Source organism: Paracoccus sp. FO-3 (assembly GCF_006386455.1).
GTDB classification, from domain to species: Bacteria; Pseudomonadota; Alphaproteobacteria; order Rhodobacterales; family Rhodobacteraceae; genus Paracoccus; species Paracoccus versutus.
Genome location: NZ_VCBQ01000105.1, coordinates 1 through 17,093, shown reverse-complemented (window position 1 = coordinate 17,093; position 17,093 = coordinate 1). Strand labels below are relative to the sequence as shown.

18 protein-coding genes are annotated in these 17,093 nt (G+C 61.2%); 11 read left to right on the top strand and 7 right to left on the bottom strand.

The window, feature by feature from the left end:
* Nucleotides 1–229: 229 nt before the first annotated feature.
* Nucleotides 230–781, bottom strand: coding sequence for a TetR family transcriptional regulator (locus FE811_RS21575; RefSeq protein WP_181180920.1), 552 nt, complete (start codon nucleotides 779–781; stop codon nucleotides 230–232).
* Between the two features lie 173 nt (nucleotides 782–954).
* Here FE811_RS21575 and FE811_RS21570 point away from each other — a divergent pair, with 173 nt between their 5' ends.
* The 3 genes from FE811_RS21570 to FE811_RS21560 all read left to right on the top strand — a co-directional run bounded on the left by FE811_RS21570 (nucleotide 955) and on the right by FE811_RS21560 (nucleotide 4,669).
* Complete coding sequence (locus FE811_RS21570; protein ID WP_140848738.1) at nucleotides 955–2,607, top strand: FAD-binding dehydrogenase; 1,653 nt, start codon at nucleotides 955–957, stop codon at nucleotides 2,605–2,607.
* Between the two features lie 88 nt (nucleotides 2,608–2,695).
* The gene (locus tag FE811_RS21565) at nucleotides 2,696–3,556 is read left to right on the top strand and encodes a bile acid:sodium symporter family protein (RefSeq protein WP_140848736.1); all 861 of its coding nucleotides are present in this window, start codon (nucleotides 2,696–2,698) and stop codon (nucleotides 3,554–3,556) included.
* Between the two features lie 36 nt (nucleotides 3,557–3,592).
* Nucleotides 3,593–4,669 (top strand): 2-dehydropantoate 2-reductase, encoded by a 1,077-nt coding sequence (locus tag FE811_RS21560; RefSeq protein ID WP_140848734.1) that lies wholly within the window; start codon nucleotides 3,593–3,595, stop codon nucleotides 4,667–4,669.
* Between the two features lie 187 nt (nucleotides 4,670–4,856).
* Here FE811_RS21560 and FE811_RS21555 read toward each other — a convergent pair whose 3' ends face one another.
* Genes FE811_RS21555 through FE811_RS21545 form a run of 3 tightly spaced genes read right to left on the bottom strand, consistent with a single transcriptional unit; the run spans nucleotide 4,857 to nucleotide 7,057 of the window.
* Complete coding sequence (locus tag FE811_RS21555; protein ID WP_140848732.1) at nucleotides 4,857–5,297, bottom strand: RbsD/FucU family protein; 441 nt, start codon at nucleotides 5,295–5,297, stop codon at nucleotides 4,857–4,859.
* Between the two features lie 27 nt (nucleotides 5,298–5,324).
* Nucleotides 5,325–6,230, bottom strand: coding sequence for a sugar kinase (locus FE811_RS21550; RefSeq protein ID WP_140848730.1), 906 nt, complete (start codon nucleotides 6,228–6,230; stop codon nucleotides 5,325–5,327).
* Nucleotides 6,230–7,057: an amidohydrolase gene (locus tag FE811_RS21545; RefSeq protein ID WP_140848728.1), complete on the bottom strand. Its 828-nt coding sequence runs from the start codon at nucleotides 7,055–7,057 to the stop codon at nucleotides 6,230–6,232. The genes FE811_RS21550 and FE811_RS21545 overlap by 1 nt, the downstream gene beginning before the upstream one ends.
* A 74-nt stretch (nucleotides 7,058–7,131) precedes the next feature.
* Between FE811_RS21545 and FE811_RS21540 the strand changes: the two genes are divergently transcribed.
* Both FE811_RS21540 and FE811_RS21535 read left to right on the top strand, forming a co-directional pair.
* A complete protein-coding gene (locus tag FE811_RS21540; protein WP_140848726.1) occupies nucleotides 7,132–8,244 on the top strand; it encodes a mannitol dehydrogenase family protein in 1,113 nt (370 codons plus the stop codon).
* Nucleotides 8,241–9,206 (top strand): aldo/keto reductase, encoded by a 966-nt coding sequence (locus tag FE811_RS21535; RefSeq protein WP_140848724.1) that lies wholly within the window; start codon nucleotides 8,241–8,243, stop codon nucleotides 9,204–9,206. Before FE811_RS21540 ends, FE811_RS21535 begins: the two co-directional genes overlap by 4 nt.
* Here FE811_RS21535 and FE811_RS21530 read toward each other — a convergent pair whose 3' ends face one another.
* Nucleotides 9,207–10,109 (bottom strand): GntR family transcriptional regulator, encoded by a 903-nt coding sequence (locus FE811_RS21530; protein ID WP_140848722.1) that lies wholly within the window; start codon nucleotides 10,107–10,109, stop codon nucleotides 9,207–9,209.
* Between the two features lie 131 nt (nucleotides 10,110–10,240).
* Between FE811_RS21530 and FE811_RS21525 the strand changes: the two genes are divergently transcribed.
* The 6 genes from FE811_RS21525 (at nucleotide 10,241) to FE811_RS21500 (ending at nucleotide 16,699) form a co-directional block, all read left to right on the top strand.
* Nucleotides 10,241–11,263: an ABC transporter permease gene (locus tag FE811_RS21525; RefSeq protein WP_140848720.1), complete on the top strand. Its 1,023-nt coding sequence runs from the start codon at nucleotides 10,241–10,243 to the stop codon at nucleotides 11,261–11,263.
* A gap of 40 nt (nucleotides 11,264–11,303) precedes the next feature.
* Nucleotides 11,304–12,242: an ABC transporter substrate-binding protein gene (locus FE811_RS21520; RefSeq protein ID WP_140848718.1), complete on the top strand. Its 939-nt coding sequence runs from the start codon at nucleotides 11,304–11,306 to the stop codon at nucleotides 12,240–12,242.
* Nucleotides 12,243–12,319: 77 nt separating this feature from the next.
* Nucleotides 12,320–13,093 carry an ATP-binding cassette domain-containing protein gene (locus FE811_RS21515; RefSeq protein ID WP_219848918.1) on the top strand — a complete coding sequence of 258 codons (774 nt, stop codon included), beginning with the start codon at nucleotides 12,320–12,322 and terminating at the stop codon, nucleotides 13,091–13,093.
* Complete coding sequence (locus FE811_RS21510) at nucleotides 13,090–14,127, top strand: zinc-binding alcohol dehydrogenase family protein (protein WP_140848716.1); 1,038 nt, start codon at nucleotides 13,090–13,092, stop codon at nucleotides 14,125–14,127. Before FE811_RS21515 ends, FE811_RS21510 begins: the two co-directional genes overlap by 4 nt.
* Complete coding sequence (locus tag FE811_RS21505; protein WP_140848714.1) at nucleotides 14,124–15,620, top strand: UxaA family hydrolase; 1,497 nt, start codon at nucleotides 14,124–14,126, stop codon at nucleotides 15,618–15,620. The genes FE811_RS21510 and FE811_RS21505 overlap by 4 nt, the downstream gene beginning before the upstream one ends.
* A 122-nt stretch (nucleotides 15,621–15,742) precedes the next feature.
* Nucleotides 15,743–16,699 (top strand): LysR family transcriptional regulator, encoded by a 957-nt coding sequence (locus tag FE811_RS21500; RefSeq protein WP_370362690.1) that lies wholly within the window; start codon nucleotides 15,743–15,745, stop codon nucleotides 16,697–16,699.
* Here FE811_RS21500 and FE811_RS21495 read toward each other — a convergent pair.
* The gene (locus FE811_RS21495) at nucleotides 16,656–16,895 is read right to left on the bottom strand and encodes a DUF2274 domain-containing protein (protein ID WP_140848712.1); all 240 of its coding nucleotides are present in this window, start codon (nucleotides 16,893–16,895) and stop codon (nucleotides 16,656–16,658) included. The genes FE811_RS21500 and FE811_RS21495 overlap by 44 nt on opposite strands.
* 2 nt (nucleotides 16,896–16,897) lie before the next feature.
* On the bottom strand, nucleotides 16,898–17,093 hold a 196-nt coding region (locus FE811_RS21490), incomplete at its 5' end, for a TrbI/VirB10 family protein (protein ID WP_305034197.1).

The following is a 17,093-nucleotide window of genomic DNA, read 5'->3' as shown; positions in this document are numbered from 1 at the left end:
GGCAGGCGGTAACAATCGGGCCGTTACTTTCAATGAGTGCGAGTCCGCACCAAAAGGAAGACATGTTTTGGGTGGATCTTGAGTGCAGAGTATACGACTGCCCTGCTACGCTTGTTTGCGCGGCTTGAGCGGGTCGGAGAAGGGCATCCAAGTCTTTCCGCCAACTCAGCGGGCCGCGTCATTTCAGACGCGCTGGTTCCTTGATTGCGTTTCTGTGCCGAGAGGAGCTTCAGACGGAGGTCGCCGATGTCTCTTCAACAGCTCGAAGGGCTCGAATGCGTTCTGCCGCGATCCTGCGGAGGCTTCCGGCAGACATATCTGTTGCGCTTTCGAGCGATGATCCAATAAGGCTTTCTGTGAGGGCATGGCTAAGGATTTCAAGTGCGATTGGCCCCGCGCCGATTTTCTCAGGCTCGGCGATCAATGGTTCGCCCGTCCTGAACATCCGCACGCTGGCGTTCAATACCTCGAAGATGGGCGAAAGCGCCTGCTTGTCGCCGGTCGCCGACAGCCACCCTACCAGCCGCCCACAGCCGGTGTCGACGAATGCAGCAAATACCAGATCGACGACGTCTTCAGCTGCCATGTCCCCGCGTCGCAACTTCGTCACGGCATCATCCGCTCTCGATGCGAGATCTTGGGCCATACGAGCGACCAGTTCCGTATGCAAGGCTGAGCTGGTCCCGAAATGGTGCGTAACATTACCGTGCGTCATGCCGGTCGCCCGGGCTACGGCCTGCAAGGTGACGGACGTCGGACCTGCTGACCGAAGCAGTTCCATTGCGGCCTCCAGCGCCGCCTGCCGGGCCACCTCCGGCGTTCGGCGCTTCCGGCGAGGCTGACTCCTGCCACTATTGTCATTGTTGACAGTAATACTCATTCAACTATTTTAGGAGCTTCCAAGGCGCAAGAAAAGCGCCGGAGCGATTTCTCGCACCTGGGGAGGAGCGAAGCATGGATGCGGATGCAATTGTCATCGGCGCGGGGCTGGCGGGTCTGGTCGCTGCGACCGAAATCGCAGATGCCGGTCGCCGCGTTATCGTGGTCGATCAGGAAACCGAACAGAACCTCGGCGGTCAGGCCTTCTGGTCGTTCGGCGGATTGTTCATGGTCGACAGCCCCGAGCAACGACGCATGGGCATCCGTGACAGTTACGATCTCGCCATTCAGGACTGGATGGGAACGGCAGGCTTCGACCGTGAGGAAGACACCTGGCCGCGACGCTGGGCCGAGGCTTATATTGCCTTTGCGGCCGGGGAGAAACGCGCATGGCTTCGCGCCATGGGACACCGCCTTTTTCCGGTCGTTGGCTGGGCGGAGCGCGGTGGCTGGGCGGCCACGTCACATGGAAACTCCGTCCCGCGCTTCCATGTGACATGGGGAACGGGTCCCGGTGTTATAGATCCGTTCGTTCGGCGTGCGCGCGAGGCTGCGAGGAGCGGGCGTCTGTCGTTCCGCTTCCGGCACCGCGTGGACGGGCTGGTCGTTTCGGACGGGACGGTGGAGGGCGTTCAGGGGGCCGTTCTGGAAGCGAGCAATGCGGAGCGTGGCGTTTCGACGAGCCGTGCCGAAGTCGGTGCATTCGAGCTGAGGGCAGAAGCGGTCATCGTCGCGTCCGGCGGCATCGGGGCAAATCACGACCTCGTTCGGAAGAACTGGCCAGCCCGTCTGGGATTGCCACCGAAGACAATGGTATCCGGCGTCCCCGCTTATGTCGATGGTCGCATGATCGGTATTGCCGAGACCGCCGGTGCGCGGGTGATCAATCCGGACCGCATGTGGCACTATGTCGAGGGTCTGGAAAACTGGAATCCGATCTGGCCCGGCCACGGCATCCGCATTCTGCCGGGACCCTCGTCCATGTGGTTCGACGCCTTCGGCAAAAGACTTCCTGCGCCGTTCTTCCCGGGCTACGATACGCTGGGAACGCTGGAGTATCTGAGGAACACGGGCGAGGACTATTCCTGGTTCGTCCTGAACCAATCCATCATCCGGCGCGAGTTTGCGCTTTCCGGCTCCGAACAGAACCCCGACCTGACGGGAAAGAGCTGGCGGCAGGTTCTGCGGCGTGCGGTCGGAAAGCGCGCGCCCGAGCCGGTCGAGGCGTTCAAGCGGCACGGCGCCGATTTCGTCGTCCGGGAAACTCTGTCCGATCTGGTCTCGGGAATGAACGCGCTCGTCGGCAATGACAGGATTTCCGAGGACGGCCTGCGAGCAGAGATCCTGGCGCGGGATCGTGAAATGGCCAATGGTTTCGCCAAGGATGCGCAGGTCATGGGCATTCACAACGCCCGCAGGTCGCTTGGCGACAGGCTTGTACGGACTGCAAAGCCTCACAGGATTCTCGACCCGGCGCATGGCCCGCTTATAGCGGTCCGGCTGAGCGTCCTGACGCGCAAGACGCTCGGCGGTCTGGAGACGGATCTGGAAGGGCGTGTCCTTCGCCACGATGGGCAGCCCTTCCCCGGCCTTTATGCGGCTGGCGAGGCATCCGGTTTCGGCGGCGGCGGGATGCATGGCTATCGCGCGCTTGAAGGGACGTTTCTGGGGGGCTGCCTGTTCTCGGGCCTGAAGGCCGGCAAATCCGTGTCGGCCGTCGCGGGTTGACCAGGAGAAGGGATTTGAGGTGCCGTGGGCTGCGGCTTGTGGCGGAGTCCGGTCAGAAATCGACCTAGATGCTAAGGGGAGAAAACTCGTGGACTCAAGCCTTGTTCTTGTGGCCTTGCCAGTTGCGCTGGCCATCATCATGCTGGGGCTTGGCCTGCATCTTGCTATCGGGGATTTCACCCGGATCTTCCGGCAGCCGAAGCCGATCTTCGTGGCCCTCGGTTGCCAGCTGGTGATCTTGCCGTTGATATGCTTCGCGCTGGTTGTGGTTTTCGCGCTGCCGCCGGCGCTTGCCACGGGGATGATGCTTCTTGCCGCGTCGCCGGGCGGGACGATGGCCAACCTCTACAGCCACCTGTTCCGGGGCGACGTCGCGCTCAACATCAGCCTGACCGCGCTGAACTCCGTCATCGCGATCGCAACGCTTCCGGTGATGGTGAACCTGGCAATCATATGGTTCCGGCCGGGGGATATGATGATGGGACTTGCGTTTGGAAAGGTTCTGGAAGTCTTCTTCATCGTGCTCGTTCCCGTCGTGATCGGCATGGCTATCCGCAGGGCGAGGCCCGCCCTTGCCGGCATGCTGGATCGCCCGGTTTGCATCGCTTCGGCCGTGATCCTGCTTGTCGTCGTCGTAGGGGCCATCGTTGCGAACTTCGATGTGCTCGCCGCTCACATGACCAATCTGTTGGGCATCACCGTGCTGTTTTGCGCGATCAGCCTTGCGATCGGATATGTCGTGCCGCTGCGGTTCGGCATGTCCGGCTCGCAGGCGATCGCCAGCGCCTTTGAGGTCGGCATCCACAACGCGGCGCTGGCCATCGTGGTGGCGCAATCCATCCTCGGCAGCATTGAATTGTCTTTGCCCGCAGCAGTCTATGGCGTGATCATGTTCCCGCTTGCGGCGGCTTTCGGGTTTCTCGCCACAAGAAGTTACAGGACTGCATAATTCTGAAACGGGAAAAGAAGCGGACGTTACGGGATCATGGGCGTCGACCGGAAAGGCAATGGAACCGGCAAGTTGCGTGTCGGTATCTTCGGGGCGGGCGCCGTCGGCGGATATGTTGGCGGCTGCCTTGCGGCCGCAGATGCCGATGTCCGCTTCGTGGGGCGGGCCGACAAGGAAAAGGCATGGAAGGAAGGAGGCCTGCGACTGACCGACATCGACGGCCGCGATGAAACCGTCCCGCCGCAGGCCATCCGGTTTTCCACCGACATCGCCTCTCTTCGGCATTGCGATCTTGTCGTCCTTTCGGTGAAGTCCGCGCAAACGGAGGAGGCCGCCAGGTCGCTCCAACCCGTTCTTTCGCCGCAGGTAACGATTCTGAGCCTTCAGAACGGTGTCCGCAACGGTGGCATTTTGAAAGCTGTCTTGCCGGAGGCGCGCATATTGCGCGGCATGGTGCCGTTCAACATCGTCTGGCGCGGGTCGAACCACCTGCATCGCGCGACGGAAGGACTCCTTGCGGTCGAGGATGATCCCGGGCTGGACATCGCAGCACGATCTTTCCTCGACGCCGGCCTGCCTCTCGACCGGCGGACCAACATCGAGGCGGTTCAATGGGCAAAGCTGCTCCTAAACCTCAACAATGCGATCAACGCTCTCTCCGGCCTTCCTCTGCGCAAGCAGTTGGAAGACCGAAACTATCGCCGGTGTCTTGCGATGGCGCAACAGGAAGCACTTGCCGTTCTGAAGATTGCGGGCCACATTCGACCGGCGCGGCTCATGCCTCTTCCGGCCTCGTGGATGCCTGCGCTGTTGCGTCTGCCCGACCCGCTGTTTCGGCTTCTTGCCGGCAGGATGCTGAAGATCGACGCAACCGCCCGGTCTTCGATGGCCGATGATCTGGCCGCCGGGCGCATGCCCGAGGTGGACTGGATCAATGGCGAGATAGTATCGCTGGCGATACGGACGAAAGGCCGGGCACCCGTCAACGAGCGCCTTTGCGGCCTGGTGCATCAGGCTTTCACTGAAAAGACATCACCCTGGTCCGGAATAGCCCTGCTGGACGATTTGCGCTCCCGTGCAAGGGCCAGAGCGGAGCAACACCTTGCAGGCTGAAATCAGGCGCCGGCGTAAACCGGATGCCAGAGGCGCCGGAGCAAACTGCCGGCTTCATAACGGCGCATTGAAACAGGACAACGGGGATAGCCGTCCATGGCGACCGCCCGAGCCACGGCGATGTGGGACCGAAGCCCGGTCCACATGTCGGGTCTGAAGGGTGCTTCGGGCCAACCGGGCCTGACCATCAGGGCGTTTTGCTGATCACACCCTTGCGGAGGATGAAGTTTCCGTAAGGCCGGGTATCCGAGGTACGAACTACCGCGAATGCTGTTTGCGCCCTGGCATAGAAAGCGAATCGCTCCAGCCCCGAAGGCACCACGCCCTCCACTGCAAGGATCGGCATTGCCTCTGCGACGGGTTCAGGCAGAGCGTCGGGATCGTCCACGACCAGCATCGTCGTGACCGGGTTCGGCTCATGCGCGTCGAGCGGCAGCAATGACAGGATCGCGCGCAAGGCGCGAACGGCATCGCAACTCAGATGGAGTTCACGTCCGACCATGGTTCGGGCCGCGACCGAGGCCGAAGGAAAATTCGCATCGGAGACCACGATTTCGTCGCCATGCCCCATGCGCGCCAGCACCGACAGCAAATCGGGATTGATGAGTGAATCGATTCCCTTGAGCATCCCTGATCCTTCCAACCCCGATGATCGTCATGCCTGCAAAGGCGGCAGCGCAACGATTGCGCCGGGCCGGCCGATGACTTCGCTGGCGGTACGGTGCCCCCACTGCATTGCCGTCACCTCGTCCTGTCCCAGCAGCAGTGCGGCGAGATAGGCGCCGTTGAAGCTATCGCCCGCAGCGGTCGTATCGACGATGCGCGGCGCAGGAGGGAATTGCGGCAGGCTGGCCAGCGTCCCGTCCAGGGGCACCGGGCCTTTCGCACCGCATTTCAGCGCCCCCGAATGGCAACCCCAAGCGCGCAGTCGGGTGAGGACAGCACCCTCATCGCTGTCGCCGAACAATGCCTGTTCGTCGTCGGCGGAGGGCAGTGCGATGTCCGTGAGGCGCCACATCCTGCCGATCCAGTCGCGCGCCGTATCGGCATCCGGCCAAAGCCGCGGGCGGTAGTTCGAATCGAAGGCGATGCGAGCGCCCGCGCCTCGCAATGCAGCAAGCCGGGAGAGCAATGCGGCGCGCGCCTCCGGCGCGACAATGGCAAGTGTGATCGCCGAGAGGCAAAGAATGTCCGCCCGCTCCAGCGCATCAAGATCGGCCGGATCACGGAAAAGCTGCCGCGCCGCGGAATCGCCGCGCCAGTAATGGAACGACCGCTCCCCCGTGGCATCGGTCTGCACAGAATAGATCCCGATGTTCCTGTCCGCCTCTTGGCCAATCGCGGAGATGTCGATGCGTTCAGCCCGGGCGAGCGTCAGGAAGCCCTCCGACAGCGGATCGCGGCCGATGCGGCTCAGATATCCCACGGAGCCATCGTCGGGCAGGAGGCGGCGGCAATAGACCGCCGTATTGAAGGTGTCGCCGGCGAAACTCGTGGCGAAACCGTCGCCGTCGCGGCGCAATTCGGCCATGGCCTCGCCGATGCACAGAAGCTGCACCATCAGGAAAGTCCGTAGAAGCGTTCGGCATTGCCGCCGAAGATGGCATCCTGCGCTTTGGCTGGCAGATGTGCCACCAGTTTCCGCGCTGCATTGATCCAGCCGGCGTAGTCCCCGGCAAGGTTGAGGACTGGCCAGTCCGATCCCCAGATCACCCGCTCTGGCCCGAAGGAATCCAGCACATGCCTGGCAAAGGGTACAAGATCGTCGTGACGCCAGCCGGGACCGATCTCGGTGATCAAGCCCGAGAGCTTGCACCAGACATTCGGGCAGGTGGCGAGCCCGGCGATGCCTTCCAGCCATGCGTCGTCGGGGTCGACACCGCCCATGGCGGGCTTGGCGATATGGTCGATCACAATCGGCAGGCCGGAATGCTGACGCGCGGTCAGGAGCAGGCATGGAAGATGGCGCGGCTGGATCAGCGCATCGAAACGCAGGCCGATCTCTGCCATATGGGCAAGTGCGGGCTGCACCTCCGGCCGGTTAATCCAGTCCGTCTCCTCGATGTTCTGTAGCATCGGCCGAAGGCCCTTCAGCTTCGGGTTCGCACGAAGGCGTTCGATGGTAACGATTGCGTCCTTGGTCGACAGATCGACCCAACCCACGACACCGGCCACACTGTCGAGGCCGCCGGCCATCTCCAGGAGATACTCGGTCTCAGCTACGCTATCCGTGGCTTGGACGACGACAGTTTGTTGCACGCCGGCGGCCTCGAGAAGGGGCAGCAGGTCCTCCGGAGCGAAATCCCGGAAGATGGGTGCGACGCTTTCGTTCGGCCACGGGTAGTCCCCTCGCGATAATCGCCAGAAGTGCTGATGTGCGTCGATCATTCTCTTCCCCTCCCTCGTCCACGCTTGACTTTATGTATGTAATCATAAAGAACCGTCGTCAAGAGGAGGAGTCGATGCAAACACCCATCCTGCAATTTGGCACCAGCCGCTTTCTTCAGGCCCACGCTGATCTGTTCATCTCAGAGGCATTGGAGCTCGGCGAAGCGCTTGGCCCGGTAACGGTGGTGCAATCGAGCGGTGATGCCGCGCGCGCACGTCGGCTTGAGGCGCTGGCGGCACCGGGCGGCTTCACCGTTCGGATCGAGGGGATTGAGGGCGGCCATCCCATCCGGCGGGAAACCTACGTTACCTCAGTTCGGCGCACCTTGGCGACAGGAAGCGACTGGGACGAAATCACTCGGATCGCAGCAGAGGAGGTGGCGGTCATCCTCTCGAACACCGCCGATTCTGGCTGGCTGCCACAGGCCGCAGACAACGCGGCCGCCTTCCGGCAGGAGATGTCGTTCCCCGCCAAGCTGACACACCTCCTGCGCGCGCGCTATGCTTCCGGAGGACGACCTCTGACTGTCATGCCGACGGAACTGGTGGTGCGAAATGGCGACGTGCTTCGGGCACGGGTGCTGGAACTGGCCGGGGCGCTGGACGCCGCACTTGCAGAGTGGATCGCGGCGGATGTCGCCTTCGCGAACTCCTTGGTGGACCGGATCGTCTCCGAGCCGCTGGAACCCGCCGGTGCTGTCGCCGAACCCTATGCGCTTTGGGCCGTCGAAGGCCAGCCTGGTTTGGCCCTTCCCTGCCGGCACCCAGCGATTCAAGTGGTCGAGGACCTCGACCGGATCGAGCGGCTGAAGCTGCATATCCTAAACCTCGGCCACAGTTACATGGTCGCAAGATGGCTGGCTTCGGGCGGGACGGGCGCACCACTGGTGCGCGACGTTATGGCGGATGCCGCAGCTCGCTCCGATCTGGACAGCCTTTATGCAGAAGAGGTTCTGCCGGTCTTCACGGCGGCAGGCTATGACGAGGCGCCCGCCTACGTCGCCACGACTCTGGACCGCTTCGCCAACCCATATCTTGCCCACCGTTTATCGGACATTGCGCAGAACCATGCCGAGAAACTGCGCCGCCGAATAGGGCTCTTCCTCGACTGGTCGGTTGAGATCGGCTGCACTGAGCCCCAGCCCCGCTTGAAAAAGGCCTTGGTCCAAGCGGAGGAACGGGCATGAAACGCAACCGTATCGGTCGTACCGAGGTCGAGGTGACGCAACTCTCCTTCGGATGCTCGGGTCTCGGCAATCTCTATCGCAAGGTCGATGACGAAACGGCTCTAGCCGTTCTGACGCGAGCCTGGGAGCACGGTATCCGCTATTTCGATACTGCGCCTCACTATGGGCGCGGCCTGTCTGAACTGCGGCTCGGGCAGTTTCTTCGCGGACGGGCGCGAGAGGACTACACTCTCTCCACAAAGGTTGGGCGGCTTCTCGCGCCCGGACCACAGCTTGCTGAGGCGGATGGCTTCATCGAGCCGTTACCGAATAGCGTCAGCTACGACTACACGGGCGACGGGATCGAGGCTGCATTCGAGCAGAGTTGCGAGCGGCTGGGCACGAGGTATGTAGACATTGTTTACGTTCATGACATCGGGCGATTAACTCATGGTCACGAGCATGAACGCCATATCGCAGACTTGCTGAAGACCGGGATTCCTCGGTTGAGAAAGCTCCAGGCGGCGGGTCGGATCGGTGCCTATGGGCTGGGTGTGAACGAAAACGAAGTCTGCGTTGAGGTCATGCGCAGCGCCGAAATCGATGTAATCCTGCTAGCCGGACGACTTACATTGCTCGATCGTTCTGCCGAGGATGAACTTGTCCCCCTTTGCCGTGATCGCAATGTAAGTCTGGTGCTGGGCGGGATCTTCAATTCGGGCATACTTGCAACCGGACCAGTTCCCGGCGCCCATTTCGACTATGCTCCTGCCTCAGAAGAAATTTTAGCCCGTACGGAAGATCTTCGGCGGCGCGCAGAAAGCGTGGGGGTTCCGTTGGCCACGGCTGCGCTCCAATTCGCCATGAGGCACCCTCTCGCCGCGTCCGTCTTGATCGGCACCACGCAGGTCTCGTCACTGAACCGCAATCTCGCTGCGGCGACCACACCTTGGCCTCCTGGCGCAGATTCAGCCCTGGCCTAGCTAGGCCAGGGCGTGACTGCGGAGTGACGACAGAAGTGTCTGTTTCGATGTTCGCAAATGATCACGCACCGCCGCCAGCGCTCCGTCTTCGTTGCGGTCCGTCAGCGCTTCGATGATGCGAAGGTGCTCGCCTATCGCTGCAAGGTTTCGCTCGCGCTCGTCTTTCTTGTCCCATTGATAGTGGTAGTGGAAGACTAGGGTGATGACCTTTTGGAACTCGGCCACGAACCGATTGCGCACCACACTGCCAATAGTCGTATGGAACCTCTCGTCTAGAACCGAGAAATCGTGAAAGCGCGTGTCTATCTCGGCCGCGAGAGCGAGGTGCTCGGCCTCCAGCGCGGCGAGCTGCTGCCAGATTTGATGGTCGGTAGGCAGTGCAACCAAGTGTGAGACTGCGTTCAATTCGAGGACCATGCGGAAATCCGAAAGCTCAATGGCATAGTCTCGGGTAAAGCCGACCAGCTCCCACCCGCCTCGCGGCCGTCGGCGCACTAGTCCGAATCGGCTGAGCGAAGCGAGGAATTCCTGAAGGCTATGAGGCGGCACCCCAAATTTCCGGGCCATTTCGGTGACGTTCAGAGCGGTGCCTGGCGGTACATCGAACCGCAAGACCCAATCAAGGAAGACTCGCTCAAGTTCCTCCGTTGACAACTGTTCCATCTGAACGTGCAACCTGTCGTCCTGCAAAGGCAGTCGCAACAGCGTCTTCTCACGCCCCTGCCACCTCACCAACCCTTTGGCCTGCATTCGCTCCAGGGCAGTGCGCACGACGGTGCGACTGACATCGAGATGCGCTGCCAGAGCAAGTTCCGCCGGCAGCTGGTCGCCAGGCGCCAACGTTTCGCAGTAGTCCAGCAGTGCGTTGTATGCTTCTCGAAACCGCTCGTCTGTTCTGGCCACGCGCAGACTCCTTCTTTCTCCCAGACTAGCTAGAAGCGCCTTTGCATACAATGATAAAAGACAATTGACATGAGCTGTCGGATGCGCGATTGCTGTATGAAATTATTATATACCGAGATGGGAGGAGCTTCATGTCGGTTGCTGCAAACGGGGCGCGGGAGCAGAAGTCTGTGCCCGGCGTGAACGCCGATACCTTTCACAAACTTTCAGCGCTGGCGACGCTAGCGTTGCTAATTGGGGTGTTCGCCTTCGGGAATGCCGCCTTTTTCTCCGTCAACAACGGGTTGACGGTTCTTCTCCAGACTTCGGTGATCGGACTCCTGGGTATCGGGATGACAATGGTCATCATAACGGGTGGTATCGACCTGAGCGTGGGTTCAGTCCTTGCACTTTCGGGGACGGTTACAGGATTACTTGTGAAAGCAGGCGTCCCAGTTCCTTTGGGGATGGCCGCCGGAATTGCCGTCGGTGCGCTTTGTGGGCTGGCAAATGGCCTGATCATCACCAAAATGCGGATCACACCATTCGTTGCGACGCTGGGCATGATGCTGATCGCCCGAGGCACAGCGCTACAGATGACCGGCGCAGCACCAATTTCACAACTCGGCGAGGCGTTTGGCCGGCTTGGAAACGGGGCTCTCTTTCGCGTGGTCGAAATGCAGCCGAACGGCCTGAATAAGGTGATCTTCCCCGGAATTCCCTATCCTGCGATTCTTCTTGTTATCACTGCGATTGGGGCTGCCTATCTGCTTCGTCGACGCGCACTTGGGCGGCATCTTTATGCGACAGGTTCCAACGAAGAGGCCGCGCGTCTTTCGGGTGTTGACGTCGTGCGCACAAAAATTGCCGCCTACGTTATGTCCGGCGCGCTGGCTGGACTCGCTGGAAACGTGCTGATGTCTCGCCTTGTCACCGCGCAACCGAACGAAGGCGTGATGTACGAACTCGACGCCATCGCTGCAGCGGTGATCGGTGGGGCTTCCCTTATGGGAGGGGTGGGCACGATCTCCGGCACCATGATTGGCGCTTTCATTATTGGTGTGCTGAGGAATGGCCTGAATATGGCCGGTGTCTCGGCTTTCATCCAGCAGATCATCATCGGCATCGTCGTCATCCTGGCGGTCTTTATCGACCAGATGCGCAACCGACGGTGAGCGTACCGTACGAGTTTCAACCTGTTCAATGGAGGAGAGAATGAAGATTACCCTGAAAGCTGCGCTTGCCCTCGGTGCCATCCTGGCGCTCCCGGCGACGGCGATGGCGGACGAAATCGCCGTCATCGTGAAAACCACCAACTCGAACTTCTGGCAGAACGTCAATAAAGGTGCCTCTGCCGCTGTGGAAGGTTCTGAACACACCATGAGCTTTGACGGCCCCGCTGCGGAATCAGCCGTTGCCGATCAAGTCAACATGGTCGACAACGCGGTGAACCGTGGCGTCGCCGGCATTGTCCTGGCGCCGTCCGACCCCGAGGCGCTGATCCCGGCCGTGAAACGCGCAAACGAGTCGGGCATTCCCGTCGCCATCATCGACTCGGCGCTTGGCGAGGGTGGCGCAGGCACGTTCCAGACCTTCCTGTCCACCGACAACTGCGCTGCGGGCAAGCTCGCTGCGACGAAGATGATCGAGGCGACAGGTGGTGAGGGCAAGGTTGCGGTCATGTCCTACGTTGCCGGCGTCGGCTCTGAAATCGGCCGGGTCGGTTGCTTTGTCGAGGAGATCAAGGCCAACTCGAAAATCGAGATCGTCGGCCCCTACTACTCGCAATCGCAGATGGCGACCGCTCTGAACCAGACCACGGACGTTCTGGCTGCCAACCCGGATCTGGTTGGTATCTTCGGAGCCAATGAACCGACGGCCGTCGGTATGGGCCGCGCAATCCAGCAGGCCGGGAAAGCCGGTCAGATTGTCGCCATCGGCTTTGACGGCAACGAGGATCTGCAAGCCTTCGTCAAGGACGGGACGCTGACTGGCACACTGGTGCAGGGATCGTTCCAGATGGGCGAGCTGGGGGTCAAGGCGGTGCTCGACTTGGTTGGCGGGAACAGTGTCGAACCGCAGATCGACACCGGAGTCGTCTTCGTAACCAAGGAGAATATCGACTCGGACGAAGCGAAGAACGTCCTTTACTGAGACGGTGCTGCCACAACAGCCTGGGCGGCGGGTTATCCTGTCGCTCGGGCCTTTCCGGGATGATGAAGGGCACGACCATGACTACCCCTCTCGTTGAAATGATCGAGATCGAAAAGCACTTTGGTGGCGTTCACGCTGTGAACGGCGTGTCGCTGGACCTTTATCCCGGCGAGGTTGTCGGGGTTTTGGGCCACAACGGCGCAGGAAAATCCTGCCTGATGCGAATACTGTCAGGCGCAATGGCGCCAAACGCTGGTGAAATCCGCGTCGGTGGGAAGAAAGCCGAGCTTGCCTCTCCCCATGACGCTCGCGACCATGGGATCGAGACGATCTATCAGACATTGGCGCTCGCCGACCACTTGGACGCCCCTGCGAACCTATTTCTGGGCCGTGAATTGCGCACTCGATGGGGCAATCTCGATGACAAGCGGATGCTGGAGGAAGCGCGCAAGGTGCTTGCGCGGCTGAACCCGAACTTCCGTAACCTTGGCGATCCGGTCTCGCGGCTCTCGGGTGGTCAGCGGCAGGTAATCGCAATCGCACGCGCCATCTACTTCAATGTCAAATGCCTGATCATGGACGAACCAACTGCGGCGTTGGGCCCTGCGGAGACAGCAATGGTGGGCGAACTTATCAAGCAGTTGCGCCAGGAAGGCGTGGGAATCTTTCTGATCAGCCATGACATGCACGATGTCTTCGATCTCTGCGACCGCGTCGTCGTCATGAACCGGGGCCACAATGTCGGCTCCTATCGGATCGATGAGGTCTCGAAGGACGACGTGCTTAGCCTGATCATCAAGGGCGCACTTCCCGACAACTGGACCGCACGCAACAAGGAGACGCTGCAATGAGCGTTCCCCAGAAAATCGCGGAGCAGGAAGTTCGTACTATGCTAGCCGGGACCTGCATCGAACCGGGACGGTTCGAGTTGCGTGACGCCACTGTGCCCGAATCCGCACCCGAGGGCTGGGCGCTGGTCGACATCGCAGCCGTCGGGCTTTGCGGCACCGATTACCACATCTTCGCGGGCAAACACCCCTATCTGGAATACCCCCGCGTCATCGGCCACGAACTCTCGGGTCGGCTTGTTCATGCCGCCGGTGGGATGGAGGCTGGATCTCTGGTCGTCATCAACCCTTATCTGTCCTGCGGGGCCTGCCGGGCCTGCCGGCGCGGGAAGCCCAATTGTTGCACCCGGATCGAGGTTCTGGGCGTCCACCGGGACGGCGGGCTCTGCGGCCGAATCGCGGTGCCGATCGAGAACCTCTATTCCGCTGAGGGCCTAAGCGAGACCGAGGCTGCGATGGTCGAGTTCCTTGCAATCGGCGCCCATGCCGTCGCTCGCTCCGGCATTCAGGCGGGAGACCGGGTTCTTGTCACCGGCGCGGGACCCATCGGCATCGGGACGGCCCTTTTCGCCGAGCTGGAGGGCGCGGAGGTGCACCTTCTGGATCTGAGCCGCCGTCGGCTGGATCTGGCTGGTCGGAGGTTCGGCTTCGCTCACCTACACGACGACGGCAAGGCGATTCTGCAAGGTGATCTTGCCGACGGCTTCGACCTGATCTTCGACGCCACCGGCACAGCGAAGGCCATCGAGGCAGGCTTCCCGCTGCTGGCTCACGGGTCCACCTATGTGCTGGTCAGCGTCGTCAAGGACACGATCACCTTCGAGGATGCCGAGTTCCACAAGCGGGAGACCCGCATCGTCGGAAGCCGCAACGCGCTGAAGTCGGATTTCGAGCGCGTGATGGCGGCGATCCGCGACAGGAAGATCGACACGGCGGCGCTGTTGTCGGCAGAGTTTCCGCTTTCTGAACTGAGCACCCGCTTTCCTGCGCTTGCGGCTGATCGTGAGGAGCTGATCAAGGCGGTGGTCAGGCCATGACTATGGCGCGTGTCCTCCGGCTACATCCCGAGGATAACGTCGGGATCGCCCTCACGGATCTCGTCCCTGGCGAAGAGGGCGCGAGCGAGGCTGTTCCCCGGGGCCACAAGTTCGCGCTGAGGCTCATCCGCGAGGGCGAGTTCGTGCGCAAATACGGCCAGATCATCGGCACGGCGACGATGGACATTCCAATCGGCGCCCATGTCCATGTGCAAAATCTCGGCATGGGCGAAGACCGGGGTGGGGACGCGGGGCAGAGCGGGATGCCGACAATCACGCCAGCAGCGCAACAGGACAGCTTTCTTGGCTTTCCCCGCGCCGACGGGCGGGCGGGGACGCGCAACTTCATCGGCATCCTAACCACCGTGAACTGCTCCGGTTCCGTCGCGCAGTTCATCGCGGAGGATGCCGAACGACGCGGCCTTCTCAACGATCTGCCGAACGTGGACGGAATCGTGCCCATCGCTCATGGCACTGGCTGCGGCATGGCCGACCGCGGCGAGGGCTATGACATTCTCCTGCGCACGCTTGCGGGCTATGCGCAGCATCCGAACTTTGGAGCGATCCTCGTCGTCGGCCTTGGTTGCGAGGTCATGCAGCTCCCGGTCCTGCAGTCTGCGCCACAGCTGAAGGACCCGGCACATTTCCGTTTCCTGACCATCCAGAACCAGGGCGGAACCCGCGCCACGATTGATGCGGCCCGACCCGTGCTGCGCGAACTCGCGGAGACCGCGAACCAGGTGAAGCGCGTTCCGATCCCGGCCTCCAAACTGGTGATCGGGTTGCAATGCGGAGGCTCGGATGGACTGTCGGGAATCACTGCCAACCCCGCCCTCGGCGTCGCCTCAGACATGGTTGTGGCCCAGGGCGGCACTACAATCTTGTCGGAAACTTCGGAAATCTACGGTGCCGAGCATCTCCTGACCCGCCGTGCCGCGCCTGAGGTCGCCGAGGCGCTGATGGCCCGCATACGGTGGTGGGAGGACTACACTGCGCGCTTCGGCGGCCATATGAACAACAACCCGAGCCCCGGAAACAAGAAGGGCGGGCTGACCACGATCCTCGAAAAATCCCTTGGCGCCGTCGCCAAGGGCGGCAGCGCGCCCTTGTCCGCTGTCTATCGCTACGGCGAGCCCGTTCGCACGTCGGGCTTCGTGTTCATGGACAGTCCAGGCTACGATCCCTGCTCGGTCACGGGCCAGATTGCATCGGGTGCCAATCTTATCGTGTTCACCACGGGGCGCGGATCGGTATCGGGCTATCGTCCTGTTCCGTGCATCAAGCTCGCCTCAAACAACGATCTTTGGTCGCGCATGGGCGACGACATGGATATTAACTGCGGCGACATCATTGACGGGACATCCTTGCAGGACAAAGGCGCGGAGATCTACGCCGCGATCCTTGAAGTCGCGTCAGGTAAACCCACTAAGAGTGAGGCGCAGGGCTTTGGCCGCGTTGAGTTTGTGCCTTGGCAGATCGGGGCGACGATGTAGGCCAAGGCGAAGTTAAGAAAGCCCATAAACCGCTGACGATGGGTTTCGACTGAAAAGCGGTGATGCCTCTGATTCGGGCTCTTCGCCTCATGGGTTCAATGTTCTCAAGGGGGGACCGATAAGTGGTGCGATGGTCTCCACTTGATGCAACCTACGGCGCTGAAATTGAGGTTCGGCATCTTCGCTATTTTCTTGCAGCCGCAGAACACGGCAGCTTCCGAAAGGCGGGCTTGGCTATCGGGATCTCGCAGTCGGCAATCAGCCGCTGCATTGCTCATCTTGAAGATCGGATTGGCGCGTCGCTTTTCCATCGCCATGCTTGGGGCGTATCCTTGACTTATGCCGGGCAGCGTTTCCTCCCGCGAGCACGGAAGGCCATTAGAACTATTGGCGAAGGCGCGAATGCCGTGGCCTCGGCGGGCCGATCTGAAGTGGGGCGTGTTCGGATTGGGATATATTCTTCCATCGCCTCGGGTTTCCTCGCTGATGTCTTGCACAGTTTTGGCCAACGTCATCGCAGGATTAGGATTGAGATGATCGACGGAAATCCTGCGGAGCATGTCGCTGCAATCCGACAGCTCAGCCTCGACGTCGCGTTCATCACTGGAATGCGCGAGTGGGTAGATTGCGAACGTGAGCATCTGTGGTCGGAGAGAGTATTCGTAGTTTTGCCTGATCAGCACAGGTTGGCCGCCCGGGAAGATTTAGAATGGCGCGACGTCGCGGAAGAAACCTTTATCGTCAGCGAGACGGCTCCAGGACAGGAAATTCATGATCATCTTGTGCGGTGCCTAGCGGATCTTGGCAGACACCCAGAAATTCAGGTGCAGCAGGTTAGCCGAGACAACCTAGTGCCTTTGGTGGCGTTGGGTCGCGGCCTGACGCTGGTAAGTGAAGCAATGACCGTTGCCCAATTCCCTGGTGCCATTTATCGCCCGATTCGAGGGGAAATCCTCCCGTTTTCAGCGGTATGGTCCGCTAGGAATGACAATCCGGCGTTTCGGCGATTTTTAAGTTTGGCAAGGGCCATGGCGGTCACAGCTGCGAGTTCTTGCCCAAATCAGTCCGTCGTGCTTTAGCAAACGCCCGATCAGTTGCAATGAACCGTTCCAGCATCGGCACGATGAGCCTGACGGGATCGGCGGCGGGCTGGCCGGTTTCGCGGGCCAGCACCTCGGCGTAGGCGACCAGATCGCGGTGGAGCGGCGCGGGCATCTCCACGGTGATCTTCACGGGCTTGTCGTCTGGCAGCGGGCCGAGTTTCAGTTTCGTCATGGTTAACCTCCTGCCGGCTCGAACACTAAATCACGGGTGACGATGATCCTGACCGGGAAGCCGGGACGGATCGTGAGCGTCGGCGCAATCTGCAACTGGCGCTGGACGATCTGCTGGCCTGCCTGATTGACGGTATCCTGCGCTCCGTCGCGGATGGCGCGGATCAGCCGGTCTGAGAATGGCGGTGCGAAATTAGTC